The 18,275-nt window shown below is 69.2% G+C and carries 18 protein-coding genes; 7 read left to right on the top strand and 11 right to left on the bottom strand.

Annotated features, from left to right (window positions below):
- Positions 1–25: 25 nt before the first annotated feature.
- Positions 26–418 (bottom strand): SCO5389 family protein, encoded by a 393-nt coding sequence (locus ACWGI2_RS20335; protein WP_160507250.1) that lies wholly within the window; start codon positions 416–418, stop codon positions 26–28.
- A 214-nt stretch (positions 419–632) separates the two neighbouring features.
- On the opposite strand from ACWGI2_RS20335, the gene nucS reads away from it, so the two are divergent.
- On the top strand, positions 633–1,304 hold the full coding sequence (gene nucS, locus ACWGI2_RS20330; RefSeq protein ID WP_160507249.1) for an endonuclease NucS: 672 nt from the start codon (positions 633–635) through the stop codon (positions 1,302–1,304).
- 72 nt (positions 1,305–1,376) lie between these two features.
- Here the strand turns inward: nucS and ACWGI2_RS20325 are convergent, their stop codons facing one another.
- From ACWGI2_RS20325 to ACWGI2_RS20310, 4 genes are all read right to left on the bottom strand, one after another.
- Entirely contained in the window at positions 1,377–3,869 is a 2,493-nt protein-coding gene (locus ACWGI2_RS20325) for an ATP-binding protein (RefSeq protein WP_453696647.1), read from the bottom strand.
- A gap of 215 nt (positions 3,870–4,084) precedes the next feature.
- Positions 4,085–4,408, bottom strand: coding sequence for an STAS domain-containing protein (locus ACWGI2_RS20320; protein ID WP_160507247.1), 324 nt, complete (start codon positions 4,406–4,408; stop codon positions 4,085–4,087).
- Between the two features lie 162 nt (positions 4,409–4,570).
- Entirely contained in the window at positions 4,571–5,419 is an 849-nt protein-coding gene (locus ACWGI2_RS20315; protein WP_453696645.1) for a 3-hydroxyacyl-CoA dehydrogenase family protein, read from the bottom strand.
- Between the two features lie 156 nt (positions 5,420–5,575).
- Entirely contained in the window at positions 5,576–6,217 is a 642-nt protein-coding gene (locus ACWGI2_RS20310) for a TetR/AcrR family transcriptional regulator (RefSeq protein ID WP_453397944.1), read from the bottom strand.
- Between the two features lie 102 nt (positions 6,218–6,319).
- Here ACWGI2_RS20310 and ACWGI2_RS20305 point away from each other — a divergent pair, with 102 nt between their 5' ends.
- From ACWGI2_RS20305 to ACWGI2_RS20295, 3 genes are read left to right on the top strand one after another with little or no spacing between them, the layout of a single operon-like run.
- Positions 6,320–7,102, top strand: coding sequence for an ABC transporter ATP-binding protein (locus ACWGI2_RS20305; protein WP_453696643.1), 783 nt, complete (start codon positions 6,320–6,322; stop codon positions 7,100–7,102).
- 34 nt (positions 7,103–7,136) lie between these two features.
- Complete coding sequence (locus ACWGI2_RS20300) at positions 7,137–7,892, top strand: ABC transporter permease (RefSeq protein ID WP_453696642.1); 756 nt, start codon at positions 7,137–7,139, stop codon at positions 7,890–7,892.
- A gap of 13 nt (positions 7,893–7,905) precedes the next feature.
- Positions 7,906–8,478: a cob(I)yrinic acid a,c-diamide adenosyltransferase gene (locus tag ACWGI2_RS20295; protein ID WP_453696641.1), complete on the top strand. Its 573-nt coding sequence runs from the start codon at positions 7,906–7,908 to the stop codon at positions 8,476–8,478.
- Here ACWGI2_RS20295 and ACWGI2_RS20290 read toward each other — a convergent pair.
- Positions 8,475–9,047 carry a hypothetical protein gene (locus tag ACWGI2_RS20290; RefSeq protein WP_453397940.1) on the bottom strand — a complete coding sequence of 191 codons (573 nt, stop codon included), beginning with the start codon at positions 9,045–9,047 and terminating at the stop codon, positions 8,475–8,477. The two genes, ACWGI2_RS20295 and ACWGI2_RS20290, sit on opposite strands and share 4 nt — an antisense overlap.
- Before the next feature lie 153 nt (positions 9,048–9,200).
- On the opposite strand from ACWGI2_RS20290, the gene ACWGI2_RS20285 reads away from it, so the two are divergent.
- The 3 genes from ACWGI2_RS20285 to ACWGI2_RS20275 all read left to right on the top strand — a co-directional run bounded on the left by ACWGI2_RS20285 (position 9,201) and on the right by ACWGI2_RS20275 (position 13,071).
- Positions 9,201–10,391, top strand: a complete 1,191-nt coding sequence (locus ACWGI2_RS20285; protein WP_453696639.1) for a sensor histidine kinase — start codon at positions 9,201–9,203, stop codon at positions 10,389–10,391.
- Positions 10,388–11,044, top strand: a complete 657-nt coding sequence (locus ACWGI2_RS20280) for a response regulator (RefSeq protein WP_453696638.1) — start codon at positions 10,388–10,390, stop codon at positions 11,042–11,044. Before ACWGI2_RS20285 ends, ACWGI2_RS20280 begins: the two co-directional genes overlap by 4 nt.
- A 191-nt stretch (positions 11,045–11,235) precedes the next feature.
- Entirely contained in the window at positions 11,236–13,071 is a 1,836-nt protein-coding gene (locus ACWGI2_RS20275) for a glycosyl hydrolase family 18 protein (protein WP_453696785.1), read from the top strand.
- 71 nt (positions 13,072–13,142) lie between these two features.
- Here the strand turns inward: ACWGI2_RS20275 and ACWGI2_RS20270 are convergent, their stop codons facing one another.
- The 5 genes from ACWGI2_RS20270 to atpA form a co-directional block, all read right to left on the bottom strand.
- Complete coding sequence (locus ACWGI2_RS20270) at positions 13,143–13,592, bottom strand: DUF2550 domain-containing protein (RefSeq protein WP_135331165.1); 450 nt, start codon at positions 13,590–13,592, stop codon at positions 13,143–13,145.
- Between the two features lie 130 nt (positions 13,593–13,722).
- The gene (locus ACWGI2_RS20265; protein WP_160507238.1) at positions 13,723–14,097 is read right to left on the bottom strand and encodes a F0F1 ATP synthase subunit epsilon; all 375 of its coding nucleotides are present in this window, start codon (positions 14,095–14,097) and stop codon (positions 13,723–13,725) included.
- A 109-nt stretch (positions 14,098–14,206) separates the two neighbouring features.
- A complete protein-coding gene (atpD, locus tag ACWGI2_RS20260) occupies positions 14,207–15,649 on the bottom strand; it encodes a F0F1 ATP synthase subunit beta (RefSeq protein WP_453397938.1) in 1,443 nt (480 codons plus the stop codon).
- Positions 15,649–16,566, bottom strand: coding sequence for a F0F1 ATP synthase subunit gamma (locus ACWGI2_RS20255; protein ID WP_453397937.1), 918 nt, complete (start codon positions 16,564–16,566; stop codon positions 15,649–15,651). Before ACWGI2_RS20255 ends, atpD begins: the two co-directional genes overlap by 1 nt.
- A 20-nt stretch (positions 16,567–16,586) precedes the next feature.
- A complete protein-coding gene (gene atpA / locus ACWGI2_RS20250) occupies positions 16,587–18,185 on the bottom strand; it encodes a F0F1 ATP synthase subunit alpha (RefSeq protein ID WP_453397936.1) in 1,599 nt (532 codons plus the stop codon).
- Positions 18,186–18,275: the final 90 nt, after the last annotated feature.

Genomic DNA, 18,275 nt, shown 5'->3' with positions numbered 1-18,275 from the left:
GCGTACGGAGCGGCAGCAAAAGGCTTCAGCAGTCCCGCAGTTCGGGCGACTGGTTGAGCAGCTGGCCCCGGATCGACGTGAACCGGGCGAGCCTGTCGTCCACGGACGCATCCAGCGGGAACACCGCCACACGGTGGCAGTTCTGGAATGCGAGCCGTACTCCGAAGTGCCGCTGCAGAGCGCCGCGAATCGCGTCGCTCGCGAGCGCCCGCAGGAGCTGGCCGCGAGCCTGCTCGTTGGGTGGCGGCGTCTGATTGTCGGCGAACTCGCCACCGTCAACCTTCAGCTGGGCCACCAGGGAGCTGATCATCTCCCATGCGTAAGGCAGGGAGGTCCGGACGCAGTCGACGAATTCCGCTTCATCGACCTCGCCTCGCTCGGCCTGTTCCAACAGTGCCGGTGAGACGTCGAGCGACATGGGTTCTCCTCTCGCGCCCCCGGGGAGCGGGGGCTTCCGGACAGGGGGCAGGAATCCGCACACGCAGCGTGCACGCATGGCGACCTCCTGCTTATACGGTAAGCACCGGACCCGCGCTGCACCAGGAGATTGGGAACATAACCGGCCAGGATCGAACAGGGCGATCGCCGGAGGAATCGCGCGGACCACCTGGGGTCGAGTAGCGTTGCGCCCCATGCGTCTCGTCATTGCCCGATGCTCCGTGGATTACGCGGGCAGGCTCACCGCCCATCTCCCGTCGGCCCCCCGCCTGATCCTTGTGAAGGCGGACGGCAGTGTCTCGATCCACGCCGACGACCGGGCCTACAAACCTCTCAACTGGATGTCCCCGCCCTGCACCTTGAAGGAGGGGGCGGGTGACGACGCGGGCGTCTGGACCGTCGTGAACAAGGGGGGCGAGAAGCTCATCATCACGATGGAGGAGATCCTGCACGACTCCTCGCACGAACTGGGCGTCGATCCCGGCCTCATCAAGGACGGCGTGGAAGCGCACCTTCAGGAGCTGCTCGCCGACCGGATCGAGACGCTCGGCGAGGGCTACTCCCTGATCCGGCGCGAGTACATGACGGCGATCGGCCCCGTGGACATCCTCTGCCGCGACTCCGACGGGCAGACCGTCGCCGTCGAGATCAAGCGGCGCGGCGAGATCGACGGCGTCGAGCAACTGACGCGCTACCTCGAGCTGTTGAACCGCGACCCGCACCTGGCCCCCGTCAAGGGCATCTTCGCCGCCCAGGAGATCAAGCCGCAGGCCCGCGTGCTCGCCACGGACCGCGGCATCGGCTGCGCCGTCCTGGACTACGACGCGATGCGCGGCATCGAGGACGACAAGCTGCGGTTGTTCTAGGAGTTCTTGTACGAGAGAGGGGGCCGGGTCCGCATGGACCCGGCCCCCTCTCTCGTACGGCCCGGCTGTGCGTCAGATCGTCGACGCAGAGCTGGAACCCGACGCGCTGTCGCTCGACGCCGGGCCGCTCGCCGAATCCGAGGTGTCCGGGGACGACGGCGGGTCCGGCGCCGAGGTGGTCGGCGGCGGGGTCGTGGGCGGCGGCGTTGTCGGCGGCTTCGTCGTGGGCGGCTTCGTGGTCGGCGGCTTGGTCGTCGGCGGCTTCGTCGTGGGCGGTTTGGTCGTCGGCTTGTCCGTGGGCTTGTCGGACGGCTTGCCCGAGGTGTCGTCGGACGGCTTGCCGCTGTCGCTCGGCTCGTCCGACGGTTCGCCGCTCTCGCTCGGCGTGCCGTCGTCCGCCGTGCCGGGGACGTTGTCCGGGCCGTCGCTGTCCGGGCGGCTCGTCGAGTCCTTCGCCGGCTTGTCCGCGGTCAGGCCGTCGTCGTCCTGGTCCTCGCTCGCCGACTGCTCCGTCTTGACCTTGTCGGGCGGGTTGTCGTTGCCGTCGGACGTCGCGCCGAGGGTCACCACCGTGCCGAGCACGGCGGCAAGGAGGGCTCCAGCGCCCGCCGCCACGAGGTTGCGCCGGGTGCCGTTGATGATGGAGCGGCGGGTCGGTGCCGGGCCGCCCGCGCCCGCTACGGGCGCCTTGCGGGTGACCAGGGTCTCGGGCTGCGGGGGCGGTGTGGGCAGCGCGAACGCCGCCGGTACGCCGCCGGGGGGCGACGCCGATTCCTCGTAGCGCGCGTCGGGCACCTCTTCGCCGGCGGCCGCGCTCATGCCGGGCACCGGCAGCACGCTGCCCGAGCGGTCGGCGACCAGGGCGAGGGCCCTGCGTCCCGCGATCATGCCCCGCTTGTCGGCGAGCGCGCCGCGCAGGCCGATGGAGGCCTCCAGTTCGACGCGGGCCCGGTCGAGCTGCCCACCGCAGAGCGCGAGGATGCCGAGCTCATGGTGGAAGTACGCCTCTTCGGCGACCTCGCCCGCGGTCCGTGCCGCCTCCTGGCCCGCACGCAGGGCACGCTCCCAGGCGCCCCAGTCGAGGCCTCCCGCGAAGGCCGGCGCGACGGTGCGGGCGAGCAGCACAGCGGCGCTCTCCTCGCCGCCGGCCGTTGCCCCCGACGCGGGCTGCCCCGCGACCAGGACGCCCAGCGCCGCGAGCACGGCGTCCGCCTCGGCCACGACCCTCTCCGGGCCGACCGAGGGGTGCCCCGCCCACCAGGCGTAGTGCTGGGCGGCGCTCTGGGCGCGCTCAGCGGTGTCGTCCGCGTACCCGGACGCCTCCAGCTGCGTACGCACCCCGGCGGCGAGCCGGTAGTGCGAGCCGACCGCCGTGACGAGCGCGGTGGAGACCAGTTCGGCGAGGGCCGCGTCCGCGTGGGTGTCCCCCACGAGGGCGGGCAGATGCGCCTGGTGCGGCAGCTCGCCGCCGAGCGCGACGGCGAAACGCAGCGTGGTGCGCGCCGAAGGGCTCAGGCGCGAGGCGAGCAGCACCGCGGGCGCCGCGCCGTCGGCGAGCGAGGGCAGCGGTACGTCGTGGCCCTCGGCGCCGAAGGGCGCGTCGACCGGGGCATCCGCGTAGTAGCCGTACTCGTCGAAGGCGTTCGGGTCGGCGCGCAGCTGATCGCGCTGGCGCAGCAGGGCGCCCGCCTGGACGAAGCGCAGGGGCAGCCCCTCCGACTCGAACCAGAGGTCGCCGGCCCAGCCCGCCTCGTCGTCCGTCAGGACGCGGCCGACGGCGCGCTCGAGGAGTTCGAGGCCGCCGCTGCGGCCGAGGCCGCCGAGGAAGACCTCTTCGAGGTGCGAGTCGGGGGACGGCGCCGCGACGTCGGGGGTCGCGGAGATGAGGAAGGCGCACTCGGGCGTGGCCTCGAGCAGCTCCTCCAGGGCTGCCGCGCCGAACTCCAGGTCGTCCAGGACGACGACCGCGCCGATGTCGTGGACGAGTTCGAGCAGCAGGGCGCGGTCGGGGCGGTGCAGCGGGGCGTTGTAGACCGCGCCGAAGAGGTCCTGGAGCAGGTCGCCGGGCGTCTTGTGGTACCCGGAGAGCCGGACGACGCCGTCCGGTGCGAGGTCCGCGCAGTCTTCGGCGACGGCGTTCAGGAGCGATGTGCGCCCCGAGCCCGCGGGACCGGTGAGCCGCACCGAGCGCCCGCGTGCGAGCAGGCGCACGAGCCGCTCGCGCTCCTCCTGCCGCTCCAGGAGCGGCAGCCGGGGCAGTGCGGGCCCCGGCGGCAGTGGCGGTGCCGACGCGCGGCGCAGCTCGGCACGCTCGGCGGCGGTGCGCTTGACGGGCCGTGCGGGCCGCTCACCCGGCGGGCAGGGTTCGATCTCGCTGCCGTCGACGGGGTTCACGGTGAGCAGGAAGTCGCCCGAGACGAGCTGGACGGTGCGGGCGAGCGCGGGCGCGGGCTGCCCGAAGTCTGGTGTCAGAGGATCGCGCGGTGGCCGCACGGGACGCGCCGAATCGTCGTCGTTGATGCCGTCATGGCCGTACTCTTCCGGTCCCCGGTTCATCGGGTCCATGGTCAAAGCCCCCCAGATGCGTGGTGTACACAGCCCCCTCCGGCCTTGTGCACACTGCGCTGTCGCTTCTGGTCCGGTGCCCCCGCTCGGGCGTCTGTCTTCGTCATGACGGTGGGCGACCGAACCCTAGACCTTCGCTCAGTATCTCCGAACGGGCGGGGTACCGCGCCGCCCGAGACGTCACAGTCTCGTGAGGATTGTGCGCGAGAGGTGTCTCACACACGGGGCAGTGATTCGACCCCGATGCCGCCCTCGATGGCAAGGATCCTGTGCAGCCGGGTGGCCACGAGCAGGCGCTGCATCTGGGGCGGCACACTGCGCAGCACGAGCCGGCGTCCGCACCGACCCGCGCGCCGGTGCGCGCCCATGATGACGCCGAGTCCCGTGGCGTCCCACGAGTCGAGTTCGGACAGGTCGAGCACCAGGTCACCGGCTCCGTCGTCGACGGCCGAGTGCAGGACCGTTCGGGCGTCCGCCGCGCTGCGTACGTCGAGGCGTCCCCCGACGACCAGCTGGGCCTGGTCGCCCCTGATGTGCATATGCGCTCCCCGAGAGTGCTGAGTTTCCTGTGACGTCTGTTCCGTATGGCGTCTGCGTATGTCACTGCAACTGACTGCCGCATGGGCAAGGAAGTTGCCGTCTGTAAGCGAACCGATACCGAATTCACCCCGAGGAGTGACCCGCGGGGGAGGAAGCAGCCGTCAGTGCTTGTAGAAGCCCTGCCCGCTCTTGCGGCCGATGTCACCGGCGTCAACCATCCGGCGCATCAGCTCGGGCGGTGCGAACTTCTCGTCCTGGGACTCCGTGTAGATGTTGCTCGTGGCGTGCAGCAGGATGTCGACGCCCGTCAGGTCGGCGGTCGCGAGCGGTCCCATGGCGTGTCCGAAGCCGAGCTTGCAGGCGATGTCGATGTCCTCGGCGGTGGCGACGCCCGACTCGTAGAGCTTGGCGGCCTCGACGACGAGCGCCGAGATCAGACGGGTCGTCACAAAGCCGGCGACGTCGCGGTTCACGACGATGCAGGTCTTGCCGACGGACTCGGCGAACTCCCGTGTGCGGGCGAGGGTTTCGTCGCTGGTCTTGTAGCCGCGCACCAGCTCGCACAGCTGCATCATCGGCACCGGCGAGAAGAAGTGCGCGCCCACGACCCGCTCCGGACGCTCCGTCACGGCCGCGATCTTGGTGATCGGGATGGCGGAGGTGTTCGACGCGAGCACGGCGTCGTCGCGCACGATCTTGTCGAGCGTACGGAAGATCTCGTGCTTGACCTCGAGCTTCTCGAAGACGGCCTCGACGACGATGTCCGCGTCGGCGACGGCGTCCATGTCGGTGCTCGTCGTGATGCGCCCGAGCGCCGCTTCGGCGTCCTCGGCGGCGAGCTTGCCCTTGCTCACGAACTTGTCGTACGACGCCTTGATCCCGTCGGTGCCACGGGTCAGGGCCTCATCGGTGACGTCGCGCAGGACGACGTCCCAGCCCGCCTGGGCGGAGACCTGTGCGATGCCGGACCCCATGAGTCCGGCTCCGATGACGGCGAGCTTCCGTGCCACTGTTCCGACTCCCCTACCGCTTATCACGCCTGGCTTACACGCTGTTTACGCAAGCCCTTCCGGCGGACATTAGCGGTCGTGAGCGATCGAGTGGCGGTGAAGAGACGCGCGTCACGTCTCAGATGACGGACATCACACTGGTACGGGCCGTGCGGGTCATCCGGCGTCGCGCACCGCGTAGTTGAGGACCTTCTCGCCGAGCAGGTCCTCCATCTCGTCGAGCAGTACGAGGGCGTCGCGTGACACTTCGGCGGGCTCGCGGCACTTGGTCATCTCGTCGCCGATCCAGGCCATGAGCGTGCTGTGGACCCAGGAGAGCTGACCCGCGATCAGGCCGGGCATGGGGTCCTCATCGGCGGCGTTCGTCTCCTCGGCGAGGGTCCGCGCGAGGTGTCCGAGCGCCTCCTGCTGGATCTCCCAGAGCCGGGAGCGCAGACCGTGGGCGTCGGTGATGACCCTCATGAAGTCGGCCCAGCCCGGAAAGAGGCCGACGTGGGGCGACACGCCCTCCACGTCCGAGCGCAGTTCGCGAAGCACGGCGGCTGCGGCGGACTCCCCCGCGCGCCGGCCTCGCACGTAGCCGGAGAGTCGCTCGACGACGGCCTCGCCGCGGTCGAGGAAGAGGTCCTCCTTGACCGGGAAGTAGTTGTAGACGGTGTTCACCGAGACGTCGGCGGCCTCCGCGACGTCCGCGACGGTCACCGTGACGAAGCCGTGCTCCAGGAAGAGCCCCGTCGCGATGTCCGAGATCCGCTGCTTGGTCTGCCGCTTCTTGCGCTCCCTGAGTCCTTCAGCCATGACCCCACCTTACGGCCACTGGCTAGGGCAACTGAAAACTTGGATCACCACCAAAAGTTGGGGCGATTGCAAAATTTAAGAGACTCTGTTTTTGTGGTCGCCATGGCAATCATCAGCACGGCCGGACTCACCCAGACCTTCCGGACCAAACGCGGCACCGTCGAAGCCGTGCGTGGCATCGACCTGACCGTCGTCCCCGGCGAGATCCTCGGCTTCCTCGGACCGAACGGCGCGGGCAAGACGACGACGCTGCGCATGCTCACCACGCTCCTGGCCCCCACGGGCGGCGCCGCCACCGTCGCGGGCTGCGACCTGGCCCGCGACCCGGCCGCCGTACGGCGCAAGATCGGGTACGTGGCCCAGTCCGGCGGCGTCGACCTGAACATCTCCGTACGCGAGGAACTGGTCACCCAGGGGCGGCTCTACCGCCTGACGAAGACTCAAGCAGCCGTCCGCGCCCAGGAGTTGGCCGCCGACCTGGACCTCACCGACTTCCTCGACCGCCAGTGCGCGACCCTCTCCGGCGGCCAGCGGCGGCGCCTCGACATCGCCATGGGGCTCATGCACCGGCCCGAGGTGCTCTTCCTCGACGAGCCGACCACGGGGCTCGACCCGGGCAGCAGGGCCGACCTGTGGGCGCTGGTGCGGCGGCTGCGCGACGACCACGGCACCACCGTCGTGCTGACCACGCACTACCTCGACGAGGCCGACGCGCTCTGCGACCGCCTCGTCGTCATCGACAAGGGCGTCGTGGTCGCCGAAGGCACACCGAGCGCGCTCAAGCTCCGGTACGGCGGCTCCATCGACGCCTCGCTCCAGGACACGTTCCTGGCCGTCACCGGGCGCGACCTCACCCCCAAGGACACGGCGCCGGTCGCCGTCTGATTCCCCAGGGCCGCAAAAAACTCAAGGACCTCACATGTCTGCGTTTCTCTCCGACACCGCGCTGATCTTCGGGCGGTACGCCCGTCAGACCCTGCGCTCCAAGTTCCAGATCCTCTTCGGCGTCCTGATGCCGCTGCTCTACCTGCTCTTCTTCGGCCCGCTCCTGACCGACCTGCCGCTCGGCTCGCGCGGTGACTCCTGGCAGGTGCTCGTGCCGGGGCTGCTGCTCCAACTCGGCCTGTTCGGCGCCTCGTACAGCGGATTCGCGATCATCATCGAGAAGCAGTTCGGTGTGGTGGAGCGGATGCGGGTCACGCCGGTCAGCCGGCTCGCCCTCCTTCTCGGGCGGGTGCTCCGCGATGCCGCGCTGTTCGTCTTCCAGGCGGTGCTGCTGGTCCTCGCGGCCGTGGTGATGGGGCTGCGGGCGCCGCTCGCGGGCATCCTCATCGGCTTCGCGTTCGTGGGCGTCCTGACGGTCGTCCTCGCGTCCCTCTCGTACGCACTCGCGCTGCTCGTCTCCAAGGCGCACGAGTTCGGACCCGTCGTCAACGCGGTCAGCATGCCCTCGATGCTGCTCTCAGGCCTGATGCTGCCGATGGCGCTCGCGCCGGGCTGGCTGGACGTGCTCTCGCACTTCATGCCGTTCCGCTATCTCGTGGACGCGGTGCGGGCCGCCTATGTCGGCGACTACGCGAGTACGGCGATGCTGTACGGCGTCCTGATGGCAGGCGCGCTCGCGGTCGGGTCCGTGACGGTGGGCACACGTGTCTTCCGGAAGGCGGGCGCGTAACTAGGCTGACCTCATGGTCAATCTGACGCGCATCTACACCAGGACCGGCGACAAGGGCACGACGGCCCTCGGCGACATGAGCAGGACCGCCAAGACCGATCTGCGGATCTCTGCGTACGCCGACGCCAACGAGGCCAACGCCGCGATCGGCACGGCGATCGCGCTCGGCGGGCTCGACGAAGAGGTCGTGAAGGTCCTCGTCCGGGTCCAGAACGACCTCTTCGACGTGGGCGCCGACCTGTCGACGCCGGTCGCCGAGAACCCGGAGTACCCGCCGCTGCGCGTCGAGCAGTTCTACATCGACAAGCTGGAGGCGGACTGCGACCGCTTCAACGAGCAGCTGGAGAAGCTGCGCAGCTTCATCTTGCCGGGGGGCACAGCTGGGGCGGCGCTGCTGCACCAGGCGTGCACGGTGGCCCGCCGGGCGGAGCGGTCGACCTGGGCGGCCCTTGAGGTTCACGGCGCGGCCATGAATGCCCTGACGGCGACCTATCTGAACCGGCTTTCCGACCTCCTGTTCATCCTGGCCCGGACGGCGAACAAGGAGGTCGGGGACGTGTTGTGGGTGCCGGGCGGCGAGCGTTAGAGCTTGCTCAGGAAGGTGGGGCGCTGCTCGGTCTCGCCGGCCGGCGCCTTCTTCGGGAACACCGTGTAGCCCCCCGCGATGATCACGTTGATGCCGATCAGCCACAGCATCTTCTGCTGCCACATCCGCAGGGAGCCGACGTCCCCGTCGCCCCCGACGTACCAGACCGCTCCCTGCAGCAGCGCCATGGCGATCAGGCCTGCCAGGATCCAGCGGGCGGCGAGCTTCCACTCGTGGAGGGCGCGGGCCATGCCGTACTTGGGGGTCGACGGGGGCGGGCCGCCCGCGAAGCGGTGGGCGACGCGGACGTCCACCCACTTGATCGTGTAGTGGCCGAGCGCGATGGAGTAGCCGATGTAGACGGCGGCGAGGCCGTGCTTCCAGTCCGGCTCCGCGCCGTTCTTCAGGTCGATCGCGGTGACGACGAAAAGGACGACCTCCAGGATCGGCTCACAGAGCAGTACGGCGACGCTCGCGCGCGGCATCTTCGCCCAGTAGCGCAGGGCCAGGCCGCCGGCAAGCAGCACCCAGAAGCCCACCTCGCACATGATGATCAGCGTGACGATCACGGTTCGCTCCTCTCGGTCACCTTTCCAGGCTCCCTGCGGACCGGCCGCGGATCATCGTCGCCAGTGACGAAGTGGGACTGCATCCTTCGATGTAGCGCGCGGTTCCTCCCCCAGGATCAGGCGCTGCCCCGGCGCGCCGTGTTGGATGGTCGCATGGCCATGTCCCTCCCCCGCCCGAAACGCGTCGACGTACAGATCTCTGTGGTCTGTGTGCTCGCCGGACTCGCGTGGTGGGTGCTCGGGCTCCGCATGCAGACCGACCGGCCGCTCGGCGACACCTGGGCGCTGATCCCGCTCTTCGTCCTCGGAGGGCTCCAGCTGCTGCGCAGCAGCATGCCGCAGACCGCCCTCACCCTCGGGACGCTCGCGCTGGTCGCCGACCAGTTCACGTCGGGCAATCTCGCGTCGGTCATGATGTTCACCGACATCGTGTACGCGGCCGTGGTGTACGGGACACCTGCCTCCGCCCGCCGCATCCCCGTCACCACCGGGGCGATCACGGTGGCCGTGACGATCGGGTTCCTCGCCTGGTTCCGTGAGCCGGAGGCGATCCTGATCGGCGTCGTCACCGGCCTCGTGTCCTTCGGCCCCGCCACCACCGGCGTTCTCGTGCGCAACCACCGCGAGGCCGCCGTCGCCGCCCGGCTGCGCGCCGAACAGACCGCGCTGCTCGCCGAGATGGACCGCGTACAGGCCATCACGGCCGAGCGCGCCCGCATGGCCCGCGAGCTGCACGACATGGTCGCCAACCACCTCTCGGCGATCGCCATCCACTCGACGGCGGCGCTCTCCCTGGACGACCCGAAGACCACCCGCGACGCCCTGGCCGTCATCCGCGAGAACAGCGTCGAGGGTCTGGCCGAGATGCGCCGCCTCATCGGCATCCTGCGGGACTCCAGTGACGACCGGGAACCGACGGCGGCACCCACCCTCGACGGCCTCGGCGCCCTGATCGCGGGCGCCCGTACCAATGGTCTGGACGTCACGCTCGACGACGGTCGCGACCCGGAGGGCCCGCGGCTCCCCGCGCCCGTCGAGCTCGCGGCGTACCGCATCGTCCAGGAGTCCCTGACCAACGCCCTCAAGCACGCGTCGCCCGGTCAGGTCACGGTGGCGCTCACCCAGCGCCCCCGCTCCCTCGATGTCCACGTGACCAGCCCGTACGGATCCCCCACCGGACCCCGCGCCCCCGGCTCGGGAGCCGGCCTCGTCGGCATGCGGGAGCGCACCGAACTGCTCGGCGGCACCTTCGAGTCGGGCCCCGAGAGCACCACGGAAGGCAAGGTCTGGGACGTCCGTGCCACCTTGCCCGTCGACCCCGCAGACCAAGGAGCTTCCGCATGATCCGAGTGCTCGTCGCCGAGGACCAGTCCGCCGTACGGGCCGGGCTCGTCCTGATCCTGCGCAGCGCGCCGGACATAGAGGTGGTCGGCGAGGCGTCGGACGGCGAGGAGGCGGTGGCGCTCGCCCGTGAACTGAGGCCCGATCTGGTGCTCATGGACATCCAGATGCCGCGCCTCGACGGGGTCTCCGCGACCCGTCAGGTCGTCACCGAAGGACTCTCGGACGTGCTCGTCCTGACCACCTTCGACCTCGACGAGTACGTCTTCGGGGCGCTGCGCGCGGGCGCCTCCGGCTTCCTCCTGAAGAACACCGAGGCCAGGGACCTCCTGGAGGCGGTCCGTACGGTCGGCCGCGGCGAGGGCCTGATCGCCCCGGCCGTCACCCGGCGGCTGATCGCCGAGTTCGCGGCCCCGCGGACCACGAGGCCCGTACGCCGCGAGAACGGACCCGATCCCGCCATCCTCGACACCCTCACCCGCCGCGAGCGCGAGGTGCTCGCCTGCCTCGGTGAAGGCCTCTCGAACGCGGAGATCGCGGGCCGTCTGGACATGGCGGAGGCGACGGTGAAGACCCACGTCAGCCGACTGCTCGGCAAGCTGGAGCTGCGCAGCAGGGTCCAGGCGGCGGTTCTCGCGCAGGAGTTGGGTGTATAGGCCCGGACCCGGTGCGGCCGACCGGCGCTATCCGGCCAATGGTTCAGACCTCTTGACCGCTGGTCCAGACCTTTCTATTCTCACCGCACTGCGGTGAGCACACCCCCACGTGTTCCACGTGCTCACGGGCGGCGCAGGGATCCACCCCTCTGACCCCCCGGATCTCACCCGAGGAGCACACCTTGCGCACCTTGCGCTTCAAACACAGAGCCGTGGCAGGCCTCACAACCCTGCTGCTCCCGCTCGCCACCCTGGTCGCGCTCGGCAGCCCCGCCGAAGCCGCGCCGGAAGCCGCCCCCGCGGCCACCGCCACGTACGCCAAGACCCAGGACTGGGGCAGCGGCTTCGAAGGCAAGTGGACCGTCAAGAACACCGGCACCACCACCATCAGTTCCTGGAACGTCCAGTGGGACTTCCCCACCGGCACGAAGGTGACCTCCGCCTGGGACGCCACCGTCACCAACTCCGGCAACCGCTGGACCGCCAAGAACCTCGGCTGGAACGGGACGCTCGCCCCCGGCGCCTCGGTCTCCTTCGGGTTCAACGGCTCGGGCCCCGGTGCCCCCTCCAACTGCACGCTCAACGGCGGTAGTTGTGACGGCGGCAGCGTCCCCGGCGACAACCCTCCCTCGGCGCCCGGCACCCCCACGGCGTCCGACATAACCAACACCTCGGTGAAGCTTGCCTGGAGCGCGGCCACCGACGACAAGGGCGTCAAGAACTACGACGTCCTGCGCGACGGCTCCAAGGTCGCCACGGTGACCGGGACTTCGTACGCCGACAGCGGCCTCACCGCGGGCACCGACTACTCGTACACGGTCCAGGCCCGCGACACCGCGGACCAGACGGGACCGGCATCCGGCGCCGTCAAGGTGCACACCACGGGCGGCACCGACCCGGGCCCCGGCCCCGGTGACAAGGTCAAGCTCGGCTACTTCGCGCAGTGGGGCGTCTACGGACGCAACTACCACGTGAAGAACATCGACACCTCGGCCTCCGCCTCCAAGATCACCCACATCAACTACGCCTTCGGCAACGTCCAGGGCGGCAAGTGCACCATCGGCGACGCCTACGCCGACTACGACAAGGCGTACACCGCCGACCAGTCCGTCGACGGCAAGGCCGACACCTGGGACCAGCCCCTGCGCGGCAACTTCAACCAGCTGCGCAAGCTCAAGGCCAAGCACCCGAACATCAAGGTCCTCTGGTCCTTCGGCGGCTGGACCTGGTCCGGCGGCTTCACCGAGGCGATGAAGAACCCGGCCGCCTTCGCCAAGTCCTGCCACGACCTGGTGGAGGACCCGCGCTGGGCCGACGTCTTCGACGGCATCGACCTGGACTGGGAGTACCCCAACGCCTGCGGCCTGACCTGCGACACCAGCGGCCCGGCCTCGATGAAGAACATGATGCAGGCCTTCCGCACCGAATTCGGCAAGGACAGCCTGGTCACGGCGGCCATCACCGCCGACGCTTCGAGCGGCGGCAAGATCGACGCGGCCGACTACGGCGGCGCGTCGCAGTACGCCGACTGGTTCAACGTCATGACGTACGACTTCTTCGGCGCGTGGGCGGCCAAGGGCCCGACGGCTCCGCACTCCCCGCTCACCTCGTACCCCGGCATCCCGCAGGCCGGCTTCAACTCCGCCGACGCGATCACGAAGCTGAAGGCGAAGGGCGTCCCCGCCGCGAAGCTCCTGCTCGGCATCGGCTTCTACGGCCGCGGCTGGACGGGCGTGACGCAGAAGGAGCCGGGCGGCACGGCTACGGGCGCTGCGCAGGGCACGTACGAAGCGGGCATCGAGGACTACAAGGTCCTCAAGAACTCCTGCCCCGCGAACGGCACGATCGCCGGTACGGCCTACGCCCACTGCGGCACCAACTGGTGGTCGTACGACACCCCGGCCACGGTCAAGAGCAAGATGGCCTGGTCGAAGCAGCAGGGCCTCGGCGGCGCGTTCTTCTGGGAGTTCAGTGGTGACACCACCAACGGCGAGTTGGTGAGCGCCATCAATGACGGCCTGAAGTAGCCGCCCACGAACGAAGCCGGGGAGACAGGAACGCCCCCTGTCTCCCCGGCTTCTTCATGCCGTCGTGCTGGTCACGCCACGTTGACCCGTTGCCCCGGAGGCGCCGCCTCCAGCCAAGCCAGGAAACCCGTCAGCGCGTCCTCGCCCATCGCCAGTTCAAGGCGGACGCCCCGATGCAGGCAGCCGAGGACGATCGCGTCGGAGAGCAGCGCGAGCTCCTCCTCGCCGTCCGGGGCGCGCCGGTCGACGACCTCGATGGCCGAGCGCTCAAGGACACGGCGCGGCCGGGGAGCGTACGAGAAGACTCGATACCACTCGATCCGGTCGCCGTTGTAGCGGGCGACGCCATAGCCCCAGCCTTTGCCGGAGGTGTCGCCCTTCTCCGGGGCGTTCCAGCGCAGGCTGCAGTCGAAGGTGCCGCCGGACCGCTGGATGAGCCGGCGCCGCAGTCCGAAGACGAAGAGCCCCACCAACACCAGCGCGACCAATACGAGTCCGCACACGAGCAGAGTGAGGATCATCGGCACCGACCTCCTCGCCTCTTCGTAACGGACCAACAGAATTGCACCCGCATTGCCTCAGCCGCGACCCGGTCCGGATTGCTCCGGACCTGGCCGCGGCTGAGTCACGTCAAACGCCGTCGCGCCGGTTTCAGCGCGACGACACCGCCCGCAGTCGGACGTCCGCGCGACGCTCGGCGGAGGCGTCGGCCTCCGACTTCGCGCGCTCGAGCGCCCGCTCCGCACGCTGGACATCGATCTCGTCCGACAGCTCGACGATCTCAGCAAGCAGTGACAGCTTGTTGTCCGCGAAGGAGATGAATCCTCCGTGGACGGCGGCGACGACGGTGTTGCCGTCGCTCGTACGAATGGTCACCGGGCCCGACTCCAGCACACCCAGAAGCGGCTGGTGACCGGGCATGACGCCGATGTCGCCGGACGTGGTGCGCGCGACGACCAGGGTGGCCTCGCCGGACCAGACACTGCGGTCCGCGGCGACCAGCTCGACATGCAGCTCAGCAGCCAAGGGTGGCTCCTCGGGTCACCACCCGGCGGCTTCGCCGGGTGTTGGGTCAAATTCTAGTGGGCGTACCGGGAGGGGCGGGACCGGCCCACCCCTCCCGTGAGTCACGGACTCAGGAGACGCCGAGCTCCTTGGCCTTCGCCTTGAGGTCCTCGATGCCACCGCACATGAAGAACGCCTGCTCGGGGAAGTGGTCGTACTCACCGTCGATGATCGAGTTGAACGCGGCGATCGACTCGTCGAGCGGCACGTCCGAACCGTCCAGGCCGGTGAACTGCTTGGCGGCGTGGGTGTTCTGCGACAGGAAGCGCTCGACGCGACGGGCGCGCTGAACGACCAGCTTGTCCTCTTCGCTGAGCTCGTCGATGCCGAGGATCGCGATGATGTCCTGGAGGTCCTTGTACTTCTGCAGGATTCCCTTGACGCGCATGGCGGCGTCGTAGTGGTCCTGCGCGATGTAGCGCGGGTCCAGGATGCGGGACGTCGAGTCCAGCGGGTCCACCGCCGGGTAGATGCCCTTCTCCGAGATCGGACGCGACAGCACGGTCGTCGCGTCGAGGTGCGCGAAGGTCGTGGCCGGGGCCGGGTCGGTGAGGTCGTCCGCGGGGACGTAGATCGCCTGCATCGAGGTGATCGAGTGACCACGCGTCGAGGTGATGCGCTCCTGGAGGAGGCCCATCTCGTCGGCCAGGTTCGGCTGGTAGCCCACCGCGGAGGGCATGCGGCCGAGCAGGGTCGAGACCTCGGAACCGGCCTGCGTGAAGCGGAAGATGTTGTCGATGAAGAACAGCACGTCCTGCTTCTGCACATCGCGGAAGTACTCCGCCATGGTCAGACCGGCGAGGGCGACGCGCAGACGCGTGCCCGGCGGCTCGTCCATCTGGCCGAAGACCAGGGCGGTCTTGTCCAGAACGCCCGACTCTTCCATCTCGTCGATGAGGTCGTTGCCCTCACGGGTGCGCTCGCCGACACCGGCGAACACGGAAACGCCCTCGTGCAGCTTGGCCACACGCATGATCATTTCCTGGATGAGGACGGTCTTGCCGACGCCCGCTCCACCGAACAGACCGATCTTTCCACCCTTGACGTACGGGGTGAGAAGGTCGACGACCTTCAGGCCGGTCTCGAACATCTCGGTCTTCGACTCGAGCTGGTCGAAGTCGGGGGCCTTGCGGTGGATCGGCCAGCGCTCGGTGACGTCGGCCTCGGCCTCGGGGTGGTTCAGGATCGCACCGAGGGTGTTGAACACCTTGCCCTTGGTGATGTCACCGACCGGGACGGTGATGCCCGCGCCCGTGTCGGTCACAGCGGCCTGGCGGACCAGACCGTCGGTGGGCTGCATGGAGATGGCGCGGACGATGCCGTCGCCGAGGTGCTGGGCGACCTCGAGCGTCAGCGTCTTCTTCTCGCCGTCCTTGGCCGGGTCGGCCACCTCGACGTGAAGCGCGTTGTAGATCTCCGGCATCGCGTCGACGGGGAACTCCACGTCGACGACCGGGCCGATCACCCGGGCGACGCGGCCCGTGGCAACGGCCGTATCAACAGTGGTCGTCATTACTTGTCACTCCCCGCGTTCGCGTCGGCCAGGGCGCTGGCACCACCGACGATCTCGCTGATTTCCTGGGTGATTTCGGCCTGGCGGGCCGCGTTGGCAGAACGGGTGAGGGCGTTGATCAGGTCACCCGCGTTGTCGGTCGCCGACTTCATCGCGCGGCGCGTGGCGGCGTGCTTGGAAGCAGCCGACTGGAGCAGCGCGTTGTAGATACGGCTCTCGACGTAGCGCGGCAGCAGGGCGTCGAGGACGTCCTCCGCCGACGGCTCGAAGTCGTACAGCGGGCGGGCCTCGTCCGTCGTGCCCGCCTCCTCCGCGACCTTGTCTAGGCTGAGCGGGAGCAGCCGGGAACCGGTCGCCTCCTGCGTCATCATCGAGATGAACTCGGTGTAGACGATGTGGAGTTCATCCACGCCGCCCTCAGCCGTGTCCGTCTCGATGGCCTCGATCAGGGGTGCGGCGATCTCCTTGGCGTCCGCGTAGGAAGGGGCATCGGTGAAGCCCGTCCACTGCCCGGCGATCTTCCGCTCACGGAAGTTGTAGTGCGCGATGCCACGGCGGCCGACGATGTACGTGTCGACCTCCTTGCCCTCGCCCTGCAACTTCTCCGTGAGCTTCTCCGCACCCTTGATGGCGTTGGAGTTGAAGGCGCCGGCCAGGCCGCGGTCGCTCGAGAGGAGCAGGACAGCGGCCCGGGTCGGAGCCTCGGCCTCGGTGGTCAGCGGGTGCTTGTCGTTGGCACCCGTGGCCACCGCGGTGACCGCGCGCGTGAGCTCGGTCGCGTACGGAGTGGAGGCGGTCACCTTGCGCTGTGCCTTGACGACACGCGAGGCGGCGATCATCTCCATCGCCTTGGTGATCTTCTTGGTCGCGGTGACGGATTTGATGCGACGCTTGTAGACCCGGAGCTGGGCTCCCATGAGTCAGGTCCCTTCCGTCGTCACTTGGACGCGTCGACGGCGGCCGGAGCGTCCTCGCCGAGCAGCTTGCCGTCCGAGGTCTCGAACTGCTTCTTGAACTCGGCGACGGCGTCGGCGATGGCCGTGATCGTGTCGTCGTTCATCTTGCCGCCCTCCTTGATGGAGGTCATCAGGCCCTGCTCCTTGCGGTGCAGGTAGTCGAGCAGCTCGCGCTCGAAGCGCCGGATGTCGTTGACCGGTACCTCGTCCATGCGGCCCGTGGTGCCGGCCCAGATGGAGATGACCTGGTCCTCGGTGGCCATCGGCTGGTACTGCGGCTGCTTGAGCAGCTCGACCATCCGCTGACCGCGCTCGAGGGAGGCCTTCGACGCGGCGTCCAGGTCGGAACCGAAGGCGGCGAACGCCTCGAGCTCACGGAACTGGGCGAGGTCCACGCGGAGGCGTCCGGACACCTGGCGGATCGCCTTGTGCTGGGCGGAGCCACCGACACGGGAGACCGAGATACCGACGTTCAGGGCCGGACGCTGGCCGGCGTTGAACAGGTCGGACTCCAGGAAGCACTGGCCGTCGGTGATGGAGATGACGTTGGTCGGAATGAACGCCGACACGTCGTTCGCCTTGGTCTCGACGATCGGGAGACCCGTCATCGAGCCCTTGCCCATCTCGTCCGACAGCTTCGCGCAGCGCTCGAGCAGACGCGAGTGCAGGTAGAAGACGTCACCCGGGTAGGCCTCGCGCCCCGGCGGGCGGCGGAGCAGCAGGGACACGGCGCGGTAGGCGTCGGCCTGCTTCGAGAGGTCGTCGAAGACGATGAGGACGTGCTTGCCCTCGTACATCCACTGCTGGCCGATGGCCGAACCGGTGTAGGGCGCCAGGTACTTGAAGCCCGCCGGGTCGGACGCCGGGGCGGCGACGATGGTCGTGTACTCGAGCGCGCCGGCCTCTTCGAGGGCACCGCGCACGGAGGCGATGGTGGAGCCCTTCTGACCGACGGCGACGTAGATGCAGCGCACCTGCTTGTTCACGTCGCCCGAGCGCCAGTTGTCACGCTGGTTGATGATCGTGTCGACGGCCAGGGCGGTCTTGCCCGTCTGGCGGTCGCCGATGATCAGCTGACGCTGGCCACGGCCGATCGGGGTCATGGCGTCGACGGCCTTGTAGCCGGTCTCCATCGGCTCGTGCACCGACTTGCGGTCCATGACCGTGGGGGCCTGCAGCTCGAGGGCGCGGCGTCCGGACGTCTCGATCTCGCCGAGGCCGTCGATCGGGGTGCCGAGCGGGTCGACGACGCGGCCGAGGTAGCCCTCGCCCACCGCGACGGACAGGACCTCGCCGGTACGGGTGACCGGCTGGCCCTCTTCGATGCCGCTGAACTCGCCGAGGACGACGGCGCCGATCTCGCGCTCCTCAAGGTTGAGGGCGAGACCGAGGGTGCCGTCCTCGAACTTCAGCAGCTCGTTGGCCATGGCCGAGGGCAGGCCCTCGACCTTCGCGATGCCGTCACCGGCAACGGTGACCGAACCGACCTCCTCGCGCGAGGCCGCGTCCGGCTTGTACGCCTGGACAAAGTTCTCCAGTGCGTCCCGGATCTCCTCCGGCCGGATCGTGAGCTCCGCCATCTGGGTTCCCTGCTCTCCTTGTTGGGCCCGAAGTTTCACTTTGGGGGTCTGGGGACTCCCCCCAAGTAAGAGGTGAATCCTCTGCACGGC

The sequence above is a fragment of the Streptomyces sp. NPDC054866 genome (genome assembly GCF_053610745.1).
Note: the sequence above shows the minus strand (reverse complement) of the source record. Positions and strands in the feature narration are given on the sequence as shown.

Coding starts and splice junctions, on each gene's coding strand:
- ACWGI2_RS20320 (WP_160507247.1), bottom strand. CDS start 4,408: ATGCACATCAGGGGCGACCAGGCCCAGCTGGTCGTCGGGGGACGCCTC.
- ACWGI2_RS20270 (WP_135331165.1), bottom strand. CDS start 13,592: ATGATCCTCACTCTGCTCGTGTGCGGACTCGTATTGGTCGCGCTGGTG.
- ACWGI2_RS20280 (WP_453696638.1), top strand. CDS start 10,388: ATGATCCGAGTGCTCGTCGCCGAGGACCAGTCCGCCGTACGGGCCGGG.
- nucS (WP_160507249.1), top strand. CDS start 633: ATGCGTCTCGTCATTGCCCGATGCTCCGTGGATTACGCGGGCAGGCTC.
- ACWGI2_RS20310 (WP_453397944.1), bottom strand. CDS start 6,217: ATGGCTGAAGGACTCAGGGAGCGCAAGAAGCGGCAGACCAAGCAGCGG.
- ACWGI2_RS20305 (WP_453696643.1), top strand. CDS start 6,320: ATGGCAATCATCAGCACGGCCGGACTCACCCAGACCTTCCGGACCAAA.
- ACWGI2_RS20300 (WP_453696642.1), top strand. CDS start 7,137: ATGTCTGCGTTTCTCTCCGACACCGCGCTGATCTTCGGGCGGTACGCC.
- ACWGI2_RS20335 (WP_160507250.1), bottom strand. CDS start 418: ATGTCGCTCGACGTCTCACCGGCACTGTTGGAACAGGCCGAGCGAGGC.
- ACWGI2_RS20325 (WP_453696647.1), bottom strand. CDS start 3,869: ATGGACCCGATGAACCGGGGACCGGAAGAGTACGGCCATGACGGCATC.
- atpD (WP_453397938.1), bottom strand. CDS start 15,649: ATGACGACCACTGTTGATACGGCCGTTGCCACGGGCCGCGTCGCCCGG.
- ACWGI2_RS20295 (WP_453696641.1), top strand. CDS start 7,906: ATGGTCAATCTGACGCGCATCTACACCAGGACCGGCGACAAGGGCACG.
- ACWGI2_RS20255 (WP_453397937.1), bottom strand. CDS start 16,566: ATGGGAGCCCAGCTCCGGGTCTACAAGCGTCGCATCAAATCCGTCACC.
- ACWGI2_RS20285 (WP_453696639.1), top strand. CDS start 9,201: ATGGCCATGTCCCTCCCCCGCCCGAAACGCGTCGACGTACAGATCTCT.
- atpA (WP_453397936.1), bottom strand. CDS start 18,185: ATGGCGGAGCTCACGATCCGGCCGGAGGAGATCCGGGACGCACTGGAG.